At 60.4% G+C, this 20,661-nt stretch carries 22 protein-coding genes and 1 pseudogene; 10 read left to right on the forward strand and 13 right to left on the reverse strand.

Annotated features, from left to right (window positions below; genetic code table 11):
• Nucleotide 1 precedes the first annotated feature (1 nt).
• From HRU82_01460 to HRU82_01470, 3 genes are all read right to left on the reverse strand, one after another.
• Nucleotides 2-772 (reverse strand): hypothetical protein, encoded by a 771-nt coding sequence (locus tag HRU82_01460; protein ID QOJ33697.1) that lies wholly within the window; start codon nt 770-772, stop codon nt 2-4.
• Nucleotides 769-2,244 carry a HAMP domain-containing histidine kinase gene (locus HRU82_01465; GenBank protein ID QOJ33698.1) on the reverse strand — a complete coding sequence of 492 codons (1,476 nt, stop codon included), beginning with the start codon at nt 2,242-2,244 and terminating at the stop codon, nt 769-771. The genes HRU82_01460 and HRU82_01465 overlap by 4 nt, the downstream gene beginning before the upstream one ends.
• Before the next feature lie 116 nt (nt 2,245-2,360).
• Nucleotides 2,361-3,179, reverse strand: coding sequence for a hypothetical protein (locus HRU82_01470; GenBank protein ID QOJ33699.1), 819 nt, complete (start codon nt 3,177-3,179; stop codon nt 2,361-2,363).
• A gap of 192 nt (nt 3,180-3,371) precedes the next feature.
• Here HRU82_01470 and clpB point away from each other — a divergent pair, with 192 nt between their 5' ends.
• Complete coding sequence (clpB, locus tag HRU82_01475; GenBank protein QOJ33700.1) at nt 3,372-5,966, forward strand: ATP-dependent chaperone ClpB; 2,595 nt, start codon at nt 3,372-3,374, stop codon at nt 5,964-5,966.
• A 48-nt stretch (nt 5,967-6,014) separates the two neighbouring features.
• On the opposite strand, the gene HRU82_01480 is transcribed toward clpB, so the two are convergent.
• The 3 genes from HRU82_01480 to HRU82_01490 are packed head-to-tail and all read right to left on the reverse strand — an operon-like array spanning nt 6,015 to nt 8,243.
• Nucleotides 6,015-6,440, reverse strand: a complete 426-nt coding sequence (locus HRU82_01480; GenBank protein QOJ33701.1) for a hypothetical protein — start codon at nt 6,438-6,440, stop codon at nt 6,015-6,017.
• A gap of 46 nt (nt 6,441-6,486) precedes the next feature.
• Complete coding sequence (locus HRU82_01485) at nt 6,487-6,717, reverse strand: hypothetical protein (GenBank protein QOJ33702.1); 231 nt, start codon at nt 6,715-6,717, stop codon at nt 6,487-6,489.
• A complete protein-coding gene (locus HRU82_01490; GenBank protein ID QOJ37073.1) occupies nt 6,714-8,243 on the reverse strand; it encodes a YifB family Mg chelatase-like AAA ATPase in 1,530 nt (509 codons plus the stop codon). The genes HRU82_01485 and HRU82_01490 overlap by 4 nt, the downstream gene beginning before the upstream one ends.
• Nucleotides 8,244-8,322: 79 nt before the next feature.
• Here HRU82_01490 and HRU82_01495 point away from each other — a divergent pair, with 79 nt between their 5' ends.
• A complete protein-coding gene (locus HRU82_01495) occupies nt 8,323-8,913 on the forward strand; it encodes a hypothetical protein (protein ID QOJ33703.1) in 591 nt (196 codons plus the stop codon).
• Nucleotides 8,914-8,946: 33 nt separating this feature from the next.
• On the forward strand, nt 8,947-9,183 hold the full coding sequence (locus tag HRU82_01500) for an Lrp/AsnC ligand binding domain-containing protein (protein ID QOJ33704.1): 237 nt from the start codon (nt 8,947-8,949) through the stop codon (nt 9,181-9,183).
• Nucleotide 9,184: 1 nt separating this feature from the next.
• Here HRU82_01500 and HRU82_01505 read toward each other — a convergent pair whose 3' ends face one another.
• Entirely contained in the window at nt 9,185-10,168 is a 984-nt protein-coding gene (locus tag HRU82_01505; GenBank protein QOJ33705.1) for a Gfo/Idh/MocA family oxidoreductase, read from the reverse strand.
• A gap of 125 nt (nt 10,169-10,293) precedes the next feature.
• Between HRU82_01505 and HRU82_01510 the strand changes: the two genes are divergently transcribed.
• Nucleotides 10,294-11,085: a dienelactone hydrolase family protein gene (locus tag HRU82_01510; protein QOJ33706.1), complete on the forward strand. Its 792-nt coding sequence runs from the start codon at nt 10,294-10,296 to the stop codon at nt 11,083-11,085.
• A 19-nt stretch (nt 11,086-11,104) separates the two neighbouring features.
• Nucleotides 11,105-12,085 carry a hypothetical protein gene (locus HRU82_01515; protein QOJ33707.1) on the forward strand — a complete coding sequence of 327 codons (981 nt, stop codon included), beginning with the start codon at nt 11,105-11,107 and terminating at the stop codon, nt 12,083-12,085.
• Here the strand turns inward: HRU82_01515 and HRU82_01520 are convergent.
• Nucleotides 12,057-12,473, reverse strand: a complete 417-nt coding sequence (locus tag HRU82_01520) for a DUF423 domain-containing protein (protein ID QOJ33708.1) — start codon at nt 12,471-12,473, stop codon at nt 12,057-12,059. The two genes, HRU82_01515 and HRU82_01520, sit on opposite strands and share 29 nt — an antisense overlap.
• A 111-nt stretch (nt 12,474-12,584) precedes the next feature.
• On the opposite strand from HRU82_01520, the gene HRU82_01525 reads away from it, so the two are divergent.
• Nucleotides 12,585-13,115, forward strand: coding sequence for a hypothetical protein (locus HRU82_01525; GenBank protein QOJ33709.1), 531 nt, complete (start codon nt 12,585-12,587; stop codon nt 13,113-13,115).
• Nucleotides 13,116-13,126: 11 nt separating this feature from the next.
• Here HRU82_01525 and HRU82_01530 read toward each other — a convergent pair whose 3' ends face one another.
• From HRU82_01530 to HRU82_01545, 4 genes are all read right to left on the reverse strand, one after another.
• On the reverse strand, nt 13,127-13,582 hold the full coding sequence (locus tag HRU82_01530) for a hypothetical protein (protein ID QOJ33710.1): 456 nt from the start codon (nt 13,580-13,582) through the stop codon (nt 13,127-13,129).
• Nucleotides 13,583-14,104: 522 nt separating this feature from the next.
• On the reverse strand, nt 14,105-14,272 hold the full coding sequence (locus HRU82_01535) for a hypothetical protein (GenBank protein ID QOJ33711.1): 168 nt from the start codon (nt 14,270-14,272) through the stop codon (nt 14,105-14,107).
• Between the two features lie 85 nt (nt 14,273-14,357).
• Nucleotides 14,358-15,484, reverse strand: a protein-coding gene (locus HRU82_01540) for an IS3 family transposase (GenBank protein QOJ33712.1) whose coding sequence is annotated in 2 segments (ribosomal slippage) — nt 14,358-15,229 and nt 15,229-15,484 — 1,128 coding nt in all. Because the reading frame shifts where the segments join, the coding sequence is not laid out codon by codon here.
• Nucleotides 15,447-15,842 carry a hypothetical protein gene (locus tag HRU82_01545; protein ID QOJ33713.1) on the reverse strand — a complete coding sequence of 132 codons (396 nt, stop codon included), beginning with the start codon at nt 15,840-15,842 and terminating at the stop codon, nt 15,447-15,449. The genes HRU82_01540 and HRU82_01545 overlap by 38 nt, the downstream gene beginning before the upstream one ends.
• An 872-nt stretch (nt 15,843-16,714) precedes the next feature.
• Between HRU82_01545 and HRU82_01550 the strand changes: the two genes are divergently transcribed.
• Nucleotides 16,715-17,143 carry a hypothetical protein gene (locus HRU82_01550; protein QOJ33714.1) on the forward strand — a complete coding sequence of 143 codons (429 nt, stop codon included), beginning with the start codon at nt 16,715-16,717 and terminating at the stop codon, nt 17,141-17,143.
• 14 nt (nt 17,144-17,157) lie between these two features.
• Here HRU82_01550 and HRU82_01555 read toward each other — a convergent pair.
• Nucleotides 17,158-18,278: pseudogene (locus HRU82_01555) on the reverse strand (IS3 family transposase).
• On the opposite strand from HRU82_01555, the gene HRU82_01560 reads away from it, so the two are divergent.
• The 3 genes from HRU82_01560 to HRU82_01570 all read left to right on the forward strand — a co-directional run bounded on the left by HRU82_01560 (nt 18,277) and on the right by HRU82_01570 (nt 20,446).
• The gene (locus HRU82_01560; GenBank protein QOJ33715.1) at nt 18,277-19,941 is read left to right on the forward strand and encodes a hypothetical protein; all 1,665 of its coding nucleotides are present in this window, start codon (nt 18,277-18,279) and stop codon (nt 19,939-19,941) included. The pseudogene HRU82_01555 and the gene HRU82_01560 overlap by 2 nt on opposite strands.
• A gap of 152 nt (nt 19,942-20,093) precedes the next feature.
• Entirely contained in the window at nt 20,094-20,231 is a 138-nt protein-coding gene (locus HRU82_01565) for a hypothetical protein (GenBank protein QOJ33716.1), read from the forward strand.
• Nucleotides 20,232-20,254: 23 nt separating this feature from the next.
• Complete coding sequence (locus HRU82_01570; GenBank protein QOJ37074.1) at nt 20,255-20,446, forward strand: tyrosine-type recombinase/integrase; 192 nt, start codon at nt 20,255-20,257, stop codon at nt 20,444-20,446.
• Nucleotides 20,447-20,661: the final 215 nt, after the last annotated feature.

Raw genomic sequence — 20,661 nt, forward strand, 5'->3', positions numbered from 1 at the left:
CTTAGGGTTTGGGGGACTCGGAAGGGTGTGGGGACAAGACATTGGATGGCAGTTTGATCGGCCGGGTTTTCTCGCGCATTTCCTGATCGATGCGCTTCAGCGCCTCCAGCTGGCCGGCCAGCTCTTCGATTTTCTTATCGCGCTCTGCGAGCTGTCGTTGTAGCTGTTGAACCATGCCTGGATCGGCGGACATCCGGGAGGTCTCCCGGCGCGCACTTAACGATTCGGCTTTTCGCTCTTGCTCCAGAAGTTCTCGCTGCAAGGTCTCGACCGATTGCGCCTCGATATCCTGTAAGGCGCGTAACTGTTGGATGGTCAACTCACGGTCCAGCAGATCGCGCACGGCTCGCTCGACGGTCTGAGAGAGCACGAAATGACGCTGTGCGATGGCCGGTCCAGACAGCACGGACCGCACCCACGACGGCTCCGGCGACACCTCGCCGCTCTGCAGCAATTGCAGCCACAACCGGCTCGATGCAGCGAGCTGCCCTTTGGGAGCCACGGCGATGACTTTCTCGAAGTAGTGGGCGGCCGCTTCGCGACTTTCATACAGGGCGGCCAACGCGCGCGTGAAGAATACATGATCGCACGTATTCTTACTAGCACATTTCCCTGCCAGGACAGTTTCTTTTCTCTGGAAGGCCGCCAGCATCTTGCTGTCGCCGGCCTCCATCGTCAAATAGGGAGCCCGTATGGCAGGTGGGGGCAACGTGCCACAGGCCGCAACCAGCAGCCCGATCATCGCTCCCCAAACCGCTCGAACGGACCTCATGCCGCGAGCGCCCCGACGTTGGTCAGACACAAGATAAACCGCACAGTCGTTCCCTTTCCGACGACGCTTTCCACCCAGATACGCCCGCCGTGTGCCTCGACCACCTTTTTCGCCAACGCCAGCCCCAGACCGCTTCCCACCGCCGCATTCCGTGCCGTCGTCCGCCCCTGGTAAAAACGTTCGAAGATACGGGGGAGATCCTCGGGCGGAATGCCGGGTCCTCGGTCCGTCACCGACACGAACAGCAAGCCCTCATCAGGATCCGGCTCGATGCGCAGCAGGACCCCTTCACCTTCGGGGCTGAACTTCAATGCATTCGATAACAGATTGTCCAGCACTTGCTCGACCCGTGCGCTGTCGGCCTTGGCCCAGTACCGCTCAATAGGCGCCTCCACCGACAGTCGCACCTGTTTGGCATCTGCAAGCAGCCGAAGCTTGTTGATCGAGATCTCTGCCACGCGCCGGAGATCGGTGGGCCCGAACCGGTAGTCCATCATCCCCGCTTCCATCTTCGACAGGTCCAAGATAGTGGAGATCAGCGACATCAGCCGCCTGCCGCTGTCCGACATGATCCGGAGGGTCGTCCGTTGATCCTCCGTCAACGGACCGGGAATTTCATCGAGCAACAGGTGCGTCCCTTCTTGAATGGAGGCCATCGGCGTGCGGAGTTCGTGCGACACGTGCGCCAGGAATTCCCTCTTGATATCGTCGAGCTGCTGCAGCTTCGCCCCCATCGACTTGACCGTATCGCCCAGTTCTCGTAGCTCACGGGGGGCGCGGCCGTCCAAGGAAGCTCGGAAGTTGCCCTGCCCCATCTCCTGAATCACGCCCTGCAGCCGCCGTAACGGACGCAGTATATTGTAACTGGCGACCGCCGCCAAGCCGAGTCCGAACAGAAGGGCAAGGAGGATGAGGTGGCGCGTCACCGTTTCCGCCTGCAGCAGGCTTTCCCGCGACTCATCCACCCCCACTGCAATCCGCGCTTCGTGCAACCCGATATACTCCCGTAGCGCGGCGTCCATTTCAGCGGCCAGAGCGTTGCGCCGACCTTCAGACACGACGAGCGTATCCGTCGAGGGATTCCCGGTTCTCGCCCGTTCAGTCTGAAAGAGCGTGAGATGAGACTGTTGGATTCGATCGATCTCTTTCAACAGCCGCGCCTCTGCTTCCGTGGCATCCCCGGTCCGCAGCTCCTGCAGAATCGCCTGGAACGTCCTGCGCTCCTCCTCGAAATGCTCCAGAAACGTCGTCGCCTGCACTGCTAAGTACTTCTTCTCGCTTTGGACTTGATCGTAGAAGGAAGCGAGGAGACGTTTAGCGGCGTCGATCTCCGGATGATGGTGAGATCCGACCTCCGTATTCAGCCCTGCAAGTGTTCGAATCTGAAACAGGGCGTAGAGATTGACGGCCGTCATCACCCCGATGATCACGAGGTAGGTCAGGACCAGCCGCCAGAAGATCGAGAGGCGCATGGTGTTACGTCCTTGGGCAGTGTAGGTCCAGGCATACACCACCTGAGGTCTCCCCTCAACAAGTTCTCCGTTTTGCGCGACGAGCTGAATCGGGCCATGGGGCCCTACCGAGAGGGTTATGGGGAGGGGTCTCGAAATTTGGACTGGTAGAGGCGCTGTCGCCGCGACGTGGCGGTGAGGGCCACGAACAGATGCCCCCGGAAAAGGAGCATGGCAACCGTGAGGGGTGGCGTGAGCAGCAATGCCATCGTCCCCGTGAGTTCGGACGAAATGCCCAAGTCGGTCAGCCACGCCGTCAAGATCGTGAACGGAACCAGCAACAGCTGCAGGAAGTCGAGCCCGGCTCCCCGCCCCAGGCGGCTCGAAAGCTTAAAGAAGAGCGAGAGTCCCAACGGAGCCAGGATCAGCGCCATGGGCAGAAACCATTCGATCCAGTTCTCGATCACAAAATCATAACTGCGTCTGATCACGTCCAGGGCCGAGTCATGCCGAGTCAGGTAGATCACCTCCGGCGCGGGATTCAGCAGGATAAACACCAACAGGAGACAGGCGGCGACCAAAAACTGGCTGTCCGGGTTGGCGCGGAGGCTCGTATCCAAGAGCATGGTGGGAATCCACAGCACAAACCCCACTCCAATCACGTCCCAGAAATACTGGCCCATGCTCTCGAACACATCCTGCACGGTGATCCCTCGGAGCCCCTTGATGGCCTGCTCGATCAAGGCGAGCGTCGTGCCGATCAAGAGCGCATTCACCACGCCCATCAGCAGGCCTCCGACCATACCCATGGGTCGGGCCACCATCCCGGCCCCCCACATCAGAAGCGTGAACGCGACGACGGCAAGGATGACGACCCAGCCGCGGACCATAGAGCGGCCGGTCGCCTGTAAGGCATCACGGTACAGATGCAATGTGGACAAGAGCAGCGTCGACACCGGGAAGCTCGAATGATCACACGACGATTTTGCAAGATGGCAACCGGGTGCCAACCCGCTCGGTGGCGGACAATAATCCGTCTGAGCCAAAGAGGTCAAGTCGCCCAGCCCCTCTCTCTACCCCCGCCCTTGACTTGGCCTGCCCTATGATTATGATCTTTCGATAGAAACTCTTACTGAGGAGTCACCCTTATGGATATGAACCGCATGACCGTCAAGCTTCAGGAGGCCTTGCAGAGCGCGTCCGCCGTGGCTATGCGCCGCGGCCATCAGGGAATTGATGTCGAACACTTGCTCTTGGCCCTGCTGGAGCAAGAACGAGGGATTGCGGGCTCGCTGTTCGAGCAAGCCGGGCTCTCCCCTGCTGCCGTGCGCCAGGCAGCAGAGCAGGCCTTGACCAAAGTGCCGCAAGTCCAAGGGCCCGGGGCCGCACCCGGCCAGATCCACTTGACCTCCCGCCTCGGCAACGTGCTCACCAAGGCCGAGGACCAGATGAAGGAATTGCACGATGAATTCCTGAGCATCGAACACATTATTTTGTCCATGGTGGAGGAAGGCGGCGTCTTTCGCCGTCTCAATCTCACACGCGACCGGCTGTTGAGCGCCTTGCAACAGGTCCGAGGAAGCCAACGGGTCACCAGCCAGGACCCGGAAGGCACCTACCAGGCACTGGAAAAGTACGGCCGCGACCTCACACGACTCGCCGGGCAGGGCAAACTCGACCCTGTCATCGGACGGGATGACGAAATCCGCCGCACCATCCAAATCCTGTCCCGCCGCACCAAGAATAATCCGGTGTTGATCGGCGAACCAGGAGTCGGGAAGACCGCCATCGTCGAGGGGTTGGCCCAGCGCATCGTGAAGGGCGACGTGCCGGAAGGTCTCAAACAAAAGCGTGTCGTCGTGCTCGACATGGGGGCCCTGGTGGCAGGCGCCAAATTTCGCGGGGAATTCGAAGAACGGCTGAAGGCCGTGCTGAAGGAAATTCAAGCGGCGCAGGGACAGGTGTTGCTCTTCATCGACGAGCTGCACACGGTGGTCGGGGCCGGCGCAGCCGAAGGATCGATGGACGCCGCCAACCTGCTCAAACCGATGCTCGCGCGCGGCGAGTTGCACCTGATCGGCGCCACCACCCTCGACGAATATCGCAAACACATCGAAAAAGATGCGGCGCTGGAGCGTCGCTTCCAGACGGTTCTCGTGGACCAGCCGAGCGTGGAGAACACGATTTCGATTCTGCGCGGATTGAAGGAACGCTACGAAGTGCACCACGGCGTGCGCATCAAGGACGCCGCCCTCGTCGCCGCAGCCAAACTGTCCAACCGCTATATCGGTGACCGCTTCCTTCCCGACAAGGCCATCGACCTCGTGGATGAAGCAGCCGCGCGGCTGCGCACCGAGATTGACAGTCTCCCGGCCGAATTGGATGAAGTGTCCCGCAAGGTTCTGCAGCTCGAAATCGAGCGGGAGGCGCTGAAGAAGGAATCCGATCCCGGCAGCAAGGCGCGCCTCCAATCCATCGAGAAGGAACTGGCGGAGAAGAACAGCGACCTCCAAGCCCTCAAGACCCGGTGGGAATCGGAAAAGAATTCCGTCAGCAAGCTGCGCAAAATCCGTCAGCAGATCGAAGAGGTCAAACAGACCATCGAGCGCTGCGAACGGGCCTATGACCTGAACAAGGTCGCCGAGCTGCGGTACGGTGAACTGCCACGCTTGGAGCGGGAACTCGAACTGGAGCAACAGCACCTCGGCAAGAAACAGAACGAGAGCCGACTGCTCAAAGAGGAAGTCGACGAGGAAGATATCGCGGCCGTGGTCAGCCGCTGGACGGGCATCCCCGTCACGCGACTGGTCGAAGGCGAAATGGAAAAGCTCCTGAAGCTGGACGAACTCCTCCACCGCCGCGTGGTGGGACAGGAACAGGCTGTGAACGCCGTGGCCGACGCCGTGCTCAGGGCTCGCTCCGGCATCAAGGACCCGAACCGCCCCATCGGCTCGTTTCTCTTCCTCGGCCCGACCGGCGTCGGCAAGACGGAGCTGGCCCGAGCGCTGGCGGCCACCCTCTTCGACGACGAATCGAACCTGATCCGCATCGACATGTCGGAGTACATGGAGAAACACACCGTCGCGCGCCTGATCGGCGCCCCTCCGGGTTATGTCGGGTACGAAGAAGGCGGGCAACTCACCGAGGCCGTCCGTCGACACCCGTTCTCCGTCATCCTCTTCGACGAGATCGAAAAGGCGCACCACGATGTCTTCAACATCCTGCTGCAGGTGCTGGACGACGGGCGGCTGACGGATTCACAAGGCCGGACGGTCGACTTCAAGAACACCGTTCTGATCATGACCTCCAACATCGGCAGCCACCACATCCTGGAGGCTCAACAGGCAGGGGCGTCCTACGACTCGATGAAGGCACAGGTCACCGGCGACCTGCGGAAACACTTCCGACCGGAGTTTCTGAACCGTGTGGATGAAATCGTGGTGTTCCATGCCCTGGGAGGCGAACACCTGATCAAGATTGTGGAGATTCAGCTGGAGCGTCTGCGGGCTCGGTTGGCGGAGCGGCGCATCACCCTGACCGTCACGCCCGATGCGCTCAGGAGCCTCGGTCAACGCGGATACGACCCGGTCTATGGGGCAAGGCCGCTGAAGCGGCTGATCCAGCAAGAAATCGAAACGCCCATGGCGCGTCAGCTTATCAAGGGAGAATTGCGGGACGGCGATACGGCCGTGGTCGACCTGAAAGATGGACACATCGTCATCGTGCCCACGGTTGCGCCTTAAAAGAATGTCAGGAAGGGATTGGTCAGGAGGGCGGTTTCTCGGCGTCGATCAGCCGATAGAGACCGCCCCACCCTTCACGTCGGTTTCTTTGCCGCTCTGCCGTTTCTTTTCCACCCGCCAATCCGTGCTCGACACATCCAACTTGTGTCCCTTGATCGTGTGGAACGATCCGTTGTTGAAGACCACGCGATCCCCCTCACGCAGTTCCATGGCGAAGACGACCGTCCCCGACTCTTCGTGCTTCAAGGACACACTGGTGGGATTTTTAGCCAAGTGGTAGGCGCGCCGTTCATTGAAGGTCAGATTGCTGTCGACGACCTTGGCCATCATGCGTCCGGCTCCGTCGAACAGGGCAAAATTGACCAACAACGCCCGGCTCGGCTGTTTGATCGACAGCTCAAACTGCGGCACGCCCTCGATATCGATGATGCCGTTGGTGTTTTTGTAGAGATTCGACCCGATTTCAATATCCATCCTGCTCCGCTCCCTGCTATGGCGACGGTCGACCCGTCGGGTCTCGTCACGCCTTCTTGATACGATCCAAAATCAACGCGATGCAGCCTCCGAGCAATCCCCCGCCCAGAATGGTCGTCAGCAACTCCACCAGCTTCAATTCCCAAACCGAACCCTGGGCCTGAATGGCTTCACGGATTCCGCCCTGCAGTAGAATCACGGCGAGCGCCATCGTGGCGCCCACGACGAACCACCAGATGAAGACGCGGACCGTATGGTACAAGGGGGAATCCTTCATGCTTCGACTCGACGATCGAAACTTCTGTACTGAATGGCCTCGGCCAAGTGGGCCGGGCCGATACTAGCAGAGTCGGCCAAGTCGGCAATAGTCCTCGCCACCCGCAAAATTCGGCCGTGCGCTCTGGCCGAAAATCCCAGCCGCGCCATCGCCTGTTCCAGCAACGTGCGGCCGGTCACATCCAATGCACAATACTGCTTCACGTGGCGCGGTTTCAATTGGGCATTGGTGGAAATGCCGTCGCGCCGGTAGCGATAGGCCTGCCTCTCCCGGGCCGCGAGGACCCGCGCGCGAATGGTGGCGGAAGAGTCGGTAGCCGGACCATCGTCGCCCAACGCCTGGATCGGCACGGCCGGCACCTCGATTTGGAGATCGAGTCGATCCAACAGCGGGCCGGAGAGCCGACTGCGATACCGTCGCACTTGCGCGCCGCTGCATAGGCAGGGCCTCGTCCGGTCGCCATAATATCCGCAGGGACAGGGATTCATCGCCGCCACCAGCATGAACCGTGCAGGAAACCGCAAGGACCAGGCGGCGCGCGTCACCGTCACGTGGCCGTCTTCCAACGGCTGTCGCAGTCCATCGAGCGTCGCGCGCCCGAATTCACCGGCCTCATCCAGGAACAAGACACCATTGTGCGAGAGCGATACTTCGCCGGGTTTGGGCGTGGCCCCACCACCGATGAGACCTGCTTCGGAAATACTGTGGTGCGGGGCGCGAAAGGGACGACGGCGGATCAGGGGATGGGCAGGCGGGAGTTGGCCGACCACGCTGTGGACACGACTCGTCTCCAGCGCTTCATCGTGATTCAGAAGTGGAAGAATCCCCGGCAACCGTCGAGCCAACATGGTCTTGCCGGACCCCGGAGGCCCCATCATGAGCAGGTTATGACCGCCGGCGGCAGCCACTTCGAGCGCCCGCTTCGCGTGAGCCTGTCCCTTCACGTCGGCAAAGTCGTCTTCGTCCGCCGCATCGAGGCCGACATCCCCCTCACGCATGGGAATCAACGGTGCGATCGGCTGGGTGCCACGCAGAAATTCCACCGCCTCCGGCAGGGTATGGAGGGGATAGACCTTGGTCCCCTCGACCAGCGCCGCCTCCCGCCCATTGTCAGCCGGCAATAGGAGCCCCTGATGATGGCGACAAACCACTCCGATGGACAGGGCCCCGGGGATCGACTTCAAACGTCCGTCCAGCGAGAGTTCCCCAACCAGGACCCGCTCGGCCACGGCGGCATGGGGAATGAGATCTTCCGCGACCAGGATGCCGACGGCGATGGCCAGGTCCAGCCCGGCACCCTCCTTTTTGATGTTGGCGGGAGCCAGGTTGACCGTGATCTTTTTGACCGGAAACTGGAAGCCGCTGTTCTTGAGGGCGGCGCGCACGCGATCACGGCTCTCGCGCACCGTCGCATCCGGCAACCCGACGATGGAAAATTGCGGTAACCCGGACGAGAGATCGACTTCCACTTCAACCAGATGGGCATCGATGCCCACGATCGCGGCACTCAACACCTTGGCCAGCACAATCACCTCCACCGATCAGGCCCACCGCTCGTCGGACCGAGAGTAGCGTGCCTCCCCGCCCTTCTGTATAATGCCGCCCATGCCAGCAGGCACCACCAACCGGGATCGCGGCAGGCGGTGGCTCCCACCGATCTTCTTTTTAACGTTGAACCTCCTGTTCGGCTTACAGGCCCAGGCCGCGAACGGACTACCGCTCGGTCGTACCGCCTCTCCCTATATCGGCTCGGTCATGGCCCTCTTAGCCACCTTCGAAGACGCCGGAGTCTTGCCCCCCGAAGGCACGCCCGACGCCAACCGCATCATCAAGGCGACGATTCAATTTCAATCAGCCTTTCTCAAGAGCCGCCACCCGGCGGTCCAGCAGTTTTTCTCTACGGCGCAGCGCAACAAATTCGGCGCGCGCGCGGAGGAGGTCGAAGCGTCCTTTCGCCAGGCAGGCTGGTCGGGTGATTCCTTCATGGCCGTCATCGAAGCCGGGCAGGCCCCCGAAGCCTGGACCGGTAACGACCTGGCGGATGGATTTCATGAATTCAACATCGGCAAGGCGGATTTCGAGGTGTTGGCCGGGCTCTATCGCAACAGCGTCGCCGTCTTCACCGCGAAGGGGAGCACCTTTCAAGACGTCTATGCGCAGCGGCGCCGGGAAATGCCTGGCGTCAAGTCAGAATGAGAATCTCGAGCGGTCGTCGTCAAAGGAGGCAAGATGGCAACGAAAGCGTACATCCTGATCAAGGTCAAGGCAGGCAAGGGCAAATCCGTGCTCACTGCGCTCAAGGGCATTGCAGGTGTGGAACAGCTCCACGCCTGCTTCGGGCAACCGGACATTTTCGTTTTCATCAACGTCCCCGATGAGCGGGCGCTCTCGGACGTCGTGATCACGCGAATCCACGCGATCGAGGGCGTGGAAGAAACCGATACCCATATCGTCGCGGAAACCTGACTCAGGCGTACTCGACCCGCACGACCCTCCCTCCGTCCCGCGCCGAGAGGTAGCAGGCTTCCGCCGCCTCCACGGCCCTGGCTCCATCTTCGACCGTCACGGGTGGAGGCACGCCCTCACGCACGGATCGGCAGAACGCCCGCAACACGCTCAGGATGGTCGGCTCCGGCTGAATCGACCACTCGCGGGCTCCCGTCTGCGCAGACAGCTGCACGAGCCGTCGCGCGCACCAATCCGCGGACAGCTGCCCTTCCTGTCCGACCAGCTCCACACGCCCGATACGGCCGGACGAGACCCGCGAGACATCCACGAGGCAACGCAGCCCACGGCGAGTCGTGAGGCGCGCGAGCACCAGCTGTTCCGGGCTCAGGGGCGGCACCACGTCCATGTCGCAGGAGACCTGTTCCACCTCGTCGCCCGTGACGACCCGAATGAGATCCAGCAGGTGAATGCCGATTTCCAGCAAACAACCCCGCCCGCCGAACCCCCGCTCCTGCTGCGGATGGCCCTGCGGCTCCATACGGCTGGCGAGGCTCAGCGAGCACAAGGTCCCGACCTCCGGCCGACGCGCGCGCAGCGCCAATACGGTGGGATCGAATCGCAACGTGTGCGCTACCATGAGCAGGTGTTCGGAACGGCCGGCCGCCGCCGCGATAGCTCGGGCATCGTCCACCGTGGCTGCTAAGGGCTTCTCCACCAACAGCGGCTTTCCCGCCTGAATCGCCGCGAGGCAGATGTCGCGGTTGAGCACCGGCGGCGTCACCGCGACCACCACGTCCACGCGTGGATCGTTGATCAATCGATGATAGTCGGCATGACAGGGCACGGACGGCGCATCCGGCACACCTTGATCGGCCTGCCGTCGACTCACAGCCGCCAGGCGCGCCTCAGGCAGGTCGGCGAGAAGGTGCCGGGCATAGCGGCTGCCATGCCGCCCCAGCCCGATCAACCCGACTCCTAAGGGCTTTGAAGCGTCGCGATCCATAATCTTGCGGCACTGTACCGACCCAGGCGCCTGGGGTCAATTGACAATGCCCGAACCCGCTCCCTATAGTACCCGACGATATTCTCAAACCGCCCGCGGTTGATTCAGAAAGGACTCCATCGGCTATGACCACGCAGGCACCGCTCTTTTCCCTCGATCAGATCGGAACCGGAACCGCGCGCTTCACCAGCGGCGCTGCCCTCCCCACCCCGACGGACGTCATGGTCGATCCCTACGCCCGCACGAAAGTCAGTAAGGAAGTGCAGGTGGAATGTATCCAGTTCTGGCCTCAGGAAAAGGGGACCTATCCCGGCATCGTCCTTCTGCACGAGTGGTGGGGCCTGAATTCCCAGATCACCGACCTCGGGGCCAAGCTGGCCTGTGAAGGCTATGGCGTCATCATTCCCAAGCTCTACGGCCGCCTCGGAGGCATGGTCACGGCCAACCTCGAAGTGGCGCAGGCCTTGATGGCCAAGTGCAACGAGCCACTCCTGTTGCAGGACATCAATACCTGCTGTGAGTATCTGAACACCCGGGAGCACATCAAACGCAACATCCACGGCGTGGTGGGATTCGGCATGGGCGGGAGCCTCGCGATTCGATTCGCCTGCCAACGCAAACGGTTGCGGGCTGCCGTTGCCTATTATGGAAAGGTCACGGCGCCCGATCAGCTGCAGAACATGTTTGCTCCCCTGCTGTACCATCGAGCCGAACAGGACACCTGGGCCACCCAGCAAGACGTGGATCTCCTGCAACAGGCTGCCGCGCAGGGCAAACGCATCGAGGTGAAGACCTACCCAGCAACAGCCCACGCGTTCTCCGATGAAACCCGCCCGGACAGCTACCAAGCGACCGCTGCAACCCAGGCCTGGGAACACACCGTCGCCTTCCTCAAGGCTTCGTTTCAGGGAACTTGACCGAGGAGCCTCCTGCGAGATGCCAAGCCGAACCACCGCGATCGCCCTGCTCTTGTACCTGTTCTCGCTCCCCATCCTGCCGGCGGATGTGTACACAGTCCAGGCAGAGGACGCGCCGCCGGCCCCGAAACCAGGCTTACCCAACCGCTTGCCGGCATTCCAGGACGTCGCGATGGAAGTGGCGCCGCAACTCTCGACACTCCCCGGCCAAGGAGACGCGTTGGCGCTGTTCAAAGAAGTCATCGGGCCACGCCTCGGCCTGATCGACCCGGCCATGACGCTCGGAGCCAAGACACTGCCCCCGTCCATGGCGAAAGAGCTTCTGCTCGACGACCTAAAACAATCCGCCGCCGAGCTCGTACGGGGGTTGGCCGCCTGGCAATTGGCCGTGGCTGTCCGAACGCTTCCCGACTCGGCCACCCCGGAGCAGCTGTCAGCGCTGCAGAAGCAAGTGGAAGCGCAAACCCCCTGGTTCACCGCCGGAACGCCTCCGGTGGAGGAGCCGCTGAAACAGCTCCTGTCGCTCACGAAAGACACGGCGCCGCAGCCCCCTTCCCTCCTAGGCGGCCACGCGGCGCAACTGGAGACGTGGGCGATCCAAACGGTGCATCGGGAGTGGTATCGTCTGGCAGGTTGGAAAGACACCGTGCGCCAGCAGCGAGGATTGGCGCGGTTGTGCGGCACGTGGCAGTGGTCGATCCACAACCACCAGAATCATCGTGAAGAGAAGACGGCGGTCATCTTTGCCCCGAACGGCGCGACCTCATCGACCACGCCCGCGGAAATCTCAGTGCTCGGCGACAACGTGTATCTGCGCTGGGAAACCAGAGCCGGCGTGCAAGAAGACAGTTTACTGTTTTCCGGAGAAGGTCAACGGCTGGAAGGCACGTTCGTCAACACCGCGGGCGGCTGGGGTTCCATCACCGGGAAACGCACGGCGACGTGCACCGGCGAAGGGGGCGACAAGCCCGCTAGCGCACCGCGTCGGCATCACCACTAGCCGTGTCGTTCCGCCATACGCTCCACCCCAGGCAGAGCCACCCGGTGATGAACGACAGGCCGCCGAGCGGCGTCACCGCCCCCAGCCATTTGATTCCGGCCAACGACACAAGGTAGAGGCTGCCGCTGAACAGCAGGATCCCCATACAGAGCAGCCACCCGGCTGTCGCCACCAATCGATGGCCGGTTTCGCGGAAGGCCCAGGCTACGACAAACAGGCCGAGGGCATGGTACATTTGGTACCGCGCCGCCGTTTCAAACACCGCGAGCATCGGCGGATCCAAGATCGCTTTCAAGGCATGGGCGCCGAACGCCCCGGCTGCAACGGACGTCGCGGCCAACAGCGCTCCCAACCCCGCAAACTGAGATGACCGAATCGCGCGAGCCATTGCTTCCCCCCAGTCGAGATCACCACACCGGACGCATGCAAGCGCGCGATTGTAGCACGAGTCCTCGGCAGAAATGGGAGTCCCATGCCGCTTGAATGCCCCCGCTGCCTCATGAGCAATCCGGACGCGGTCCAGTTCTGCGAATGCGGCTACGACTTCACGCCCCACTTCCAAGGGCTGCCGTTCAAAAGCGCCGCCGCGCAAAAGCCGAAACGCAAACGTCTGTTCTCAGATGAGATGAGCCGCGGCAGCTTTCTGCTCGGTATCATCTTGATTTGGCTCGCGCTCTCCGTCGGGGAGCTGTATCGCATCCGTCTGGAGCTCCCACGGCACCCTAAAGCCGATCTCGGGGTCAGCAGTCTGTTGGTGGGCTTGACGGACTTGGCTGCGGCCTTGGTCGTGGGAGCGTTGGGATGGGCGTTCGGGTGGATCGTCCTCGCGGCGCAGAGCAAACGCGACGGAAGCCTCTGTCCCAAACGCACCACGTTCTTGGTCACGTTGGTCGCAGCCGCAGTCCTCTTCGCCACCCGCACCATCGAACCATCGGTCCTGGTGCAGCACGTCATGCAGACGCTGTTTGTGCTGGCAATCGCGATCGTGTCGTACTACGCGGGCTGTCGGGGATGGCTGGGAAAATGGTAGGGCGGAGGTCGTTACGCTCTACAGAAGTACAGGTAGCAGTCTGCAAAGTCAGGCTCCGAAATCCTGAGCCGAACTCGTTGCGACGGACGGCCGCATACCAAACCCCACTCCGCAGCCATCTTCGCCAACCGATCGGCCGACACTCCGTGCGTACTCCACAGATTGACCGCCGCTGAACTCAAGGCGACCGTGATCGTCTTCACGGACGGGCCGTAACTGAACTGGTAGTCGGAGCCGCAGCGAAAGAGTAGCAGGACGCCTTCGCGCGACTTGAACCCACGGTGCCCGCAGCTGGGGCAAACCACCGTATCTAATCCCGTGCGAGCATCGTAGGCCCGCGCATCCACCGTCAACCGCCCCTCACACGAACGGACGGGACAGCGGTCGACGGAGGCTCTCCCCTCCATGGCCTCCGCTTCCACGGAATCTTTGGCTCGCGACACGATACCGGCGATGTGATGGCCCATCCCGTCTCTCCCTGCTCAGCTGCTGCAAGTATATCAGACGGCTAACTATAGTCAGGCGGAAGGGAGAAGGGAGAGGAACTGTGAAGCCCCCTTTACACCTTGATCAAACCGGGTACGTGAACATGTGCTGGTCCTGGAAACGCTCCCTCGGCTTTCCCCCCGGTGGGTCAGCCGGAATGTCTACCGCCGGATCAGGGGACGGTTGAGTCCCGCGCATGCGCGGGAACGTCTGAATGCGTGACCCATAAGGCCTGAATTGGGGCTTGAGTCCCGCGCATGCGCGGGAACGTCTCTGTGAGTTCTGTCAGGCGGAACGGACCTGGGCAAGGTGCTGTGTCGTCGATGACGACGTACTCTGTGAAGTATGGCTCTGTGCGGATTGTGCCGGGCTCACCTGGCGGGAGTGAAAACTCCTCACAGCATGGTTCTCAAATAAACAAGCCAAGGGGAGGTTTCTCCCCTTGGCTCGCTCGTTCTCGTTCGTAGCTCAGGATCGCACAATGGGCGACACCACCATGCCAACTAATCCCTTCCCCTCCCGCGTCCGTTCCCTCGCCCTGGTTTGCCGGAACGACCATTCCCCTTGTATTTGACCTTGTGCTCTTCGTAGTAGAGATAGGGTCTATCGGTCTCCAACTCCAGGCTCACGTAGTTGCTCTGATCAAGCGCCAAGGACGAAGGCAACGTCATGCCCACCTGCCAACTTCCGCCTGAGATGGCTCCGCTTCTTTGGACAGAATCTTTCAGTTCCTAAGTGGTGCCGGGCGGTGTACGCCTACGCGGCCGTAGGCCGTGCAGGCACGCTCTCCCAGTACACGCGATCGGGCGTGCGTCCGTCAAGCGCGCGATGCGGCCTGAGCTGATTATAGAAGGTCAGATACCGTACCATCCCGTCCTGGGCGTCTCGGACGGTCTCGTACGCGTGCAGATAGACCTCTTCGTATTTGAGGCTCCGCCACAGCCGTTCGACAAACACATTGTCCCGCCACCGTCCCGTCCCATCCATACTGATCTGGATACCCTGGTCTTTGAGAAACCCGGTGAATTCCTGGCTGGTGAACTGGCAGCCTTGATCCGTGTTGAAGATCTCGGGTGTGCCATACCGGGTGACTGCCTCCCGTACCGCCTCCACGCAGAAGTCTGTGGTCAACGTGTTGGACAGCCGCCACGCCAACACCCGGCGACTGGCCCAATCGAGAATCGCGCATAAATACACGAAGCCACGCCGCATCGGAATGTACGTGATATCAGACGCCCACACATGATTCGGCCGCGTGATCGTCAGCTGACGCAGCAGATAGGGATAAATCCGATGGGCAGGATGCCGCTGGCTGGTCCTCGGCTTCCGATAGATCGCCGCGATGCCCATCCGTCGCATCAGCGTCGCGACCTGTCGTCTCCCAATGGCATGGCCCTCCTGCCGTAACAAATCCCGCAGCATGCGAGCGCCAGCAAACGGATACTGCAGATGGAGCTCGTCGATCCGGCGCATGAGTGCCAGCGTCGCGGCGGAGACAGGCTTCGATTGGTAGTACGCGGTCGACCGGGCCAGCTGCAGCACCTGGCATTGTCGCCCGATCGGTAATGGATGGGTGCGATCACTCATCGCTTTGCGCTCAGCAAGCCCGCCTTGGTGAGCGCGCCTTCTAAAAAATCATTCTCGAGGGTCAGTTGCCCGATCTTGGCATGCAGGGTCTTGAGATCCGGCGCCTCCGACGGCGGTTTTGAGCCGCCAAACACATCCGCCGCCCGAGCCAGCAGCTGTTGCTTCCATTCGGTGATCTGGGTGGGATGGACCCTGAACTGCTCGGCCAACTCGGCCACCGTCTTGTCACCTTTGACTGCGGCCAAGGCCACCTGGGCCTTAAAGGTCGCTCCGTGGTTCCGTCTCGTCCTCTTCATTACCTCGCTCCTTTGTGTCGCCACCTCGCGGTGGCTTTGCTGAAGCCAGGCTACCACTGATCACACTGTCCGAATTTCCGGAGCCCCCTCTGCCATTCATGTAAAAATAGCTGCCGGTGCTGACATTCACATACACGCCACTCGCCGGATAATACTGATACCGGTAGCGTACCTCCTTCGCTCGCCGCCCATGAGCTGGCGCCCAAGACGGAGGGCCGCCTTTCGGAGTCGCCACAATCACCGGTTCCGGGGCAGGATTTCCGACTGATACGCCCACACCAACCCGTGGATTCCTTCCGTCCATGGTACAGCCCGTCAGCAACAGCGCTCCCATGCCGATCAGCAGCAGCTTCTTCATGCCAAGCCCCCCTTGCCCCATATGGGTCCATACACCGCGATACTCTGTTCTGCCAGCAGCTCTCCACCGAAGGTCCTGGCCGAACACTCGTGCGCGCTCTAGAGCAAGGCCAATGCCCTCATCCATGCCCGGAAATCACGGACCGTCTGGGAAGACCCATCTTCACAATTAGTTGATAAGACAATCTGTTTCCAGATCGAGGCAGGGGCAGTTCGCTCAAGACAAGGTGGGCTTGCCCTCGTACAGGGTTCTGCCCTAGGCAAGAATTTGCCCTCCGCAGACAAACCTGCGCAGAGCACTCGACACCGTTCGTCAACAACTTGTATCAGATGGAAGAGGTATTAGTGGTCGTTGCTGCCGGATAATGTCGGCCGCTGATTTCAACGAGGATTCAAAAGATGATGGGGCACCATGGAATCAGGGGCCGACTAGAGAGCGAAACAAGGCGTCCATTCACTCTCTGAAAAGGCGGTGATGCGCCAGCTCGGCCGTCCTCTATGCCCGTTCTTTCGCCGAAACCAAGGAAAAGGGAAAGGATACGAGACTGTGAAAACGACCAACGATGCGAAACCTCTACCCACTGCAGCCCGCTGGCCGGCCGCTCCGGGTCCACGGACCGGACGGCCGAGGGGATCGGGGCGCAGCCCCCGCTTCACTTGATCTATATGGTCAAAGTAGGAGCGTACTTCTTGTTGGTTTAACCGGAACCGACAACTTCCACTGGTGGTCGCAAGCTGGCGTTCGAAAGAAATCGTTGCTTCTTTAAGCCTAGAGATTCATGCCAAGAAAGCCTCGAAATTGGTGCCTAGGAGCACTATAGTCCGATCTCGATAGTCTCGAAAGTGAAAAGACTTCCTTGAGATTCGATTGTGATGAACGACGACTACGAACAGCAGTATTTTTCGACCTATCAAGCGTTCGCTAAAACGGTCAGCTTCATCTTAGAGAAGGCGTTGATAGCTGCCGAACATCTTCCTCGTCCTCAGTCAATCCAGTACCGCGCTAAAGGGATGGAAAGCTTGCGGCGCCGCTTGGCCGAATCGGACAAATTAGACACACAGACGCTGGAGCATGACCGGCGGGATCTCGCTGGCGCCCGACTCATCTTCTACACCAATAACCACGTTAATCGTTTCCTTAATTCGCCACTGATCCACGAAAATTTCGAGATCGAGCCGAACTCGACTAAGATCCATCACCCCACCCCGGAGAACCAAGAAGCGCGATATCGCGCAGTTCACTATACGGTTCGGCTTCGTGAGGATCGCCTACACCTTCCAGAATATGCGAGGTTCGCTTGACCTTCCCCCGTTTATTACACCACGGCCAAGGTTGTTGAGTCCTGTGCCCGATAGGCCCCGGCTTGATGGTTACGAATGAACTCCTGGGGTGTCACATCTCCGATCGCACTATGGGTCCGTTCTTCGTTGTATTCTCACCGCCACGCTTCAATCACGAGCTGGGCTTCCTGCAGGGTCAGAAACCAATGCTCGTTGAGACATTCATCGCGAAACTTGCCGTTGAAGCTCTCGACAAAGGCGTTTTGCACCTCCCGGGTGAATAAAGCGGAGCTGCACGCCGTGCTGTGCCGCCCAGGCATCCAGCGCGGTCCCTGCGAATTCGGGGCCGTTATCCAGGGCGTTTCGGGCAGCGGGCGAGTCAGAAACAGCCGATCGAAAATCCGACACACCCGTGCCCCACCGATCGACACATCGACCTCAATCACGGGGACCTCTTTGGAGCAGAGATCGGTCATCGTCAAACACTTGTACCGCCGGCCCGTCACCAACCGGTCATGCACAAAATCCAAGGCGTAACAGCGCCCTGGCTGCGTGGGCCGCGGGAGCGCGACGCGGGGGACGGCCGTGAGCTTCTTCCGCCGGCGTCGCCGTAACGACAGCCCTTCGTCGCGATAATAGATCCGTTCCACTTTCTTATGGTTCACGCGCCAGCCCTCCCGCCGTAAGCGCACGTAGATCCGGGGACAGCCATACCGCCGTTTATGCTCGGCAATCTCCCGGACCCGGGTTCGCAACGCCTCATCCTCATGGCGTCGATGGCGATACCGGAGCGTCTGGCGATCGAGGGCTAGGAGCCGGCACACCCGTCGCTGACTGAGCCCAAAGCGCTCGGTGCTCCACTGAGCTGCCGCTCGCTTCGCCTTGGGCCCTACCAGTTTTTTGCGGTGATCGCTTTCAACGCTTGGATGTCCAGCGCTTGGTCCGCCACCATCTGTTTGAGCCGCCGGTTTTCGTCTTCCAGTTGGCGGAGCCTCTGCACATCACTCACTTCGAGCCCGGCATATTTCGCCCGCCACTTATAAAAGGTGGCATCCGAGATCCCGTGTTTGCGGCAGAGCTCTGGGACCCCAATGCCCGCCTGGGCGTCTTTGAGTACCGCAATGATCTGTTCTTCCGTGTGCCGTTTCCGTGTCATGGCCCCCTCCTGTAGGGCCCATCTCAACACAGGGCAACTTCCAAACCAATGGTCTAGTTTTCGGGGGGAAGGTCAGGATTACCTGATCCAGGCTGGTTATGAGTTTCAGAAAGTCCAGCAGGATCATGAACGGCTTCTCCAGGGCAAGGAACTCTTCGACAAGAACATCGCTAACTTGCTGGATAATGCGCAGAACAACAACAGGCGTTACGAGATTCTGTCTGGACTGAAAGATTACGCTATTCCTAATTACGACGACCTGCCGGCTGCCTACGAGGGATTGAAAGGTCCTTTGTTGAAGGCAGTCGAAGCCGCACGCACCACGGATCCCGTTCCGATAGAAACATCCTACGGAAATATGGAGGGCTACAAAGCCGATGCGGTAACCAAGCTTGTCGTCGAGATCGTTGGGAGTCTACGCTACGCCGACATTGTTGGAACTCTGCAATTGCTTATCGATATCTATCGGGGCGAGCTAAGTGAAGATATTCGCCAGCAAATTGTGAACGCCGTCAAGAAACTGGCCGAGTACAACATCGACGCCTACAATCGGGTAGGCCCTATACTCCAGATGGCACTGGTGGATCACCTGGCCGGCATGAACGATGCGGAGTTGGACAATATTCGGCCCATCGCTCTTACAGTCTGGGCTGAAGTAGTTAAATCAGATATTGCCGGCACGAATTGGAATGCAGACTCCGTAGTCTTGAGCAGGGGAGCTGTGCCCGTATCCGATCAGCTCATGGAGGTGCGCGACAAGGCGATCAAAGCTCTTTTTGCAGCCTATGATCGATCGACCGACGATGCGCAGAAGCGCGCAGTTCTTTCAGCTCTGGACGCCGCTACACGGACCCCCAATCACGCGCACTACTCCAACCCACTTCAGGTCACTACGCTCAGGGATGCAACACGCATTGTCGACTTCGTGACAGAACGCATTAAGACTGCGAGTTACGAGATCCTGCAGCACTTAGAGCACCGATTCTTCTACGACTTTATGCGGGCGAAGGAGCTTACCGTCGACCCGGAAAATCGGTTCGGTTGTCAGGCTGAAGCAGAGGCGCTCGCTTGCGCCATCGTTAAGTTTCGCGACGCAATCAACGCTGATGAGCAGCTTGTTCGATACAAGGCTCTGGTAGGGTTTGAGTCTGTCTACCCCGGTCACTGGACAGGCGAGAAGTTCGACTACAACGGGAGCGACGAATATCGGCGCAGGGAAACCGAGCGCTACATTGACGAGATCAATGCGGCGAACGAGAGCGATTGGTTCGACCTGCTTGCGCGTTGCGCGGAAACCAGGTCGAATGACCTTGCTACCTTCCCGGTTTTTGGAGAATTCATCCGCAAGTTGGGTGAGCGCAAGCCCGAAATAGCCAGCCGGTTCCTGACAGAGGCTTCGGACAACCTCCGCAACTTCCTTCCCAGCTTTCTCAACGGTCTGGCCCTGAGCGGCCGGTCCGATATCTATGACCGGATCTTAGAGACGGAGCTTGGGTCCCACCGGCGTGGTCACTGGCGAATGGGGCCTTGCGGAAGCCTATCGTGCAAGGAAGCAAGCACTGAAGGAATGGCTGACCGACGAACGGGAACCGGTCAAAGCGTTCGCGGAAGACGAAATCGCCCGGCTCGACCGCGTGATAGCGGCAGAACTGCGCCGTGCTGAGACCCGAAAGGAAATGCGAATTAGGGATTATGACGATGACAACGGGAAGTCAGACGACGATCTGGGGAAGGAAGGCGAACCGGTAGTCCGATAATTTCCTGAGCCATCGCGGTCCCTAAATTCGGGAATGCTCCCTTCCCAGAAGCACCAAGATGCCGTGGCCCTGCCGCCGTGTCTTTCAGCTGGCCGAACGGAGCGGGAAGGCCGTCTGGCCACCCATCCCAACCGTGCCGGTGAACAATGTTCGGACGGGGTTTTTGGAAGAAGATGAGTTCCGGCTCCTGCTCTAGCCTCTTCCTGAGGACCTCAAACCATCGTCATCTTCGCCTACCACACGGGCTGGCGCATCCGAAGCGAAGTCATACCCCTGACATGGCGGCAAGTGGACCTGCATTCTGGAATCGTCCGCTTGGAACCCGGCACGACCAAGAACGATGAAGGTCGTCAGGTCCCGTTCGGGCACCTCGAAGAACTGGACCCAATAATGTGGCAGCAACGCCAATAAAGGCCTGGAGAATCACCTGTAAGGCGGGCGGCAGGCATCGTGGGACGAATCCCGCATGAGTTCCGGCGCACCGCCGTGAGGAATCTGAAGCGGGCCGGAGTCTCCCGCTCAGCGGCGATGAAGCTCACCGGTCATAAAACGGAAAGCGTCTATCGCCGCTACGCTATCGTGTCCGAAGCCGATTTGTCAGAAGGAGTGCTCAAACTCGCGAGGTT

The sequence above is a fragment of the Nitrospira sp. genome (genome assembly GCA_015709715.1).
GTDB lineage: Bacteria > Nitrospirota > Nitrospiria > Nitrospirales > Nitrospiraceae > Nitrospira_A.

What these genes read in the sequence shown, in the direction of transcription:
- HRU82_01525 (QOJ33709.1), top strand. Translation starts at nt 12,585, where the DNA reads ATGAGCAATCCGGACGCGGTCCAGTTCTGCGAATGCGGCTACGACTTC.
- HRU82_01480 (QOJ33701.1), bottom strand. Translation starts at nt 6,440, where the DNA reads ATGGATATTGAAATCGGGTCGAATCTCTACAAAAACACCAACGGCATC.
- HRU82_01505 (QOJ33705.1), bottom strand. Translation starts at nt 10,168, where the DNA reads ATGGATCGCGACGCTTCAAAGCCCTTAGGAGTCGGGTTGATCGGGCTG.
- HRU82_01520 (QOJ33708.1), bottom strand. Translation starts at nt 12,473, where the DNA reads ATGGCTCGCGCGATTCGGTCATCTCAGTTTGCGGGGTTGGGAGCGCTG.
- HRU82_01510 (QOJ33706.1), top strand. Translation starts at nt 10,294, where the DNA reads ATGACCACGCAGGCACCGCTCTTTTCCCTCGATCAGATCGGAACCGGA.
- HRU82_01560 (QOJ33715.1), top strand. Translation starts at nt 18,277, where the DNA reads ATGGCCCCCTCCTGTAGGGCCCATCTCAACACAGGGCAACTTCCAAAC.
- HRU82_01530 (QOJ33710.1), bottom strand. Translation starts at nt 13,582, where the DNA reads ATGGGCCATCACATCGCCGGTATCGTGTCGCGAGCCAAAGATTCCGTG.
- HRU82_01515 (QOJ33707.1), top strand. Translation starts at nt 11,105, where the DNA reads ATGCCAAGCCGAACCACCGCGATCGCCCTGCTCTTGTACCTGTTCTCG.
- HRU82_01535 (QOJ33711.1), bottom strand. Translation starts at nt 14,272, where the DNA reads ATGACGTTGCCTTCGTCCTTGGCGCTTGATCAGAGCAACTACGTGAGC.
- clpB (QOJ33700.1), top strand. Translation starts at nt 3,372, where the DNA reads ATGGATATGAACCGCATGACCGTCAAGCTTCAGGAGGCCTTGCAGAGC.
- HRU82_01495 (QOJ33703.1), top strand. Translation starts at nt 8,323, where the DNA reads ATGCCAGCAGGCACCACCAACCGGGATCGCGGCAGGCGGTGGCTCCCA.
- HRU82_01550 (QOJ33714.1), top strand. Translation starts at nt 16,715, where the DNA reads ATGAACGACGACTACGAACAGCAGTATTTTTCGACCTATCAAGCGTTC.
- HRU82_01485 (QOJ33702.1), bottom strand. Translation starts at nt 6,717, where the DNA reads ATGAAGGATTCCCCCTTGTACCATACGGTCCGCGTCTTCATCTGGTGG.
- HRU82_01500 (QOJ33704.1), top strand. Translation starts at nt 8,947, where the DNA reads ATGGCAACGAAAGCGTACATCCTGATCAAGGTCAAGGCAGGCAAGGGC.
- HRU82_01465 (QOJ33698.1), bottom strand. Translation starts at nt 2,244, where the DNA reads ATGCGCCTCTCGATCTTCTGGCGGCTGGTCCTGACCTACCTCGTGATC.
- HRU82_01545 (QOJ33713.1), bottom strand. Translation starts at nt 15,842, where the DNA reads ATGAAGAAGCTGCTGCTGATCGGCATGGGAGCGCTGTTGCTGACGGGC.
- HRU82_01565 (QOJ33716.1), top strand. Translation starts at nt 20,094, where the DNA reads ATGCCGTGGCCCTGCCGCCGTGTCTTTCAGCTGGCCGAACGGAGCGGG.
- HRU82_01460 (QOJ33697.1), bottom strand. Translation starts at nt 772, where the DNA reads ATGAGGTCCGTTCGAGCGGTTTGGGGAGCGATGATCGGGCTGCTGGTT.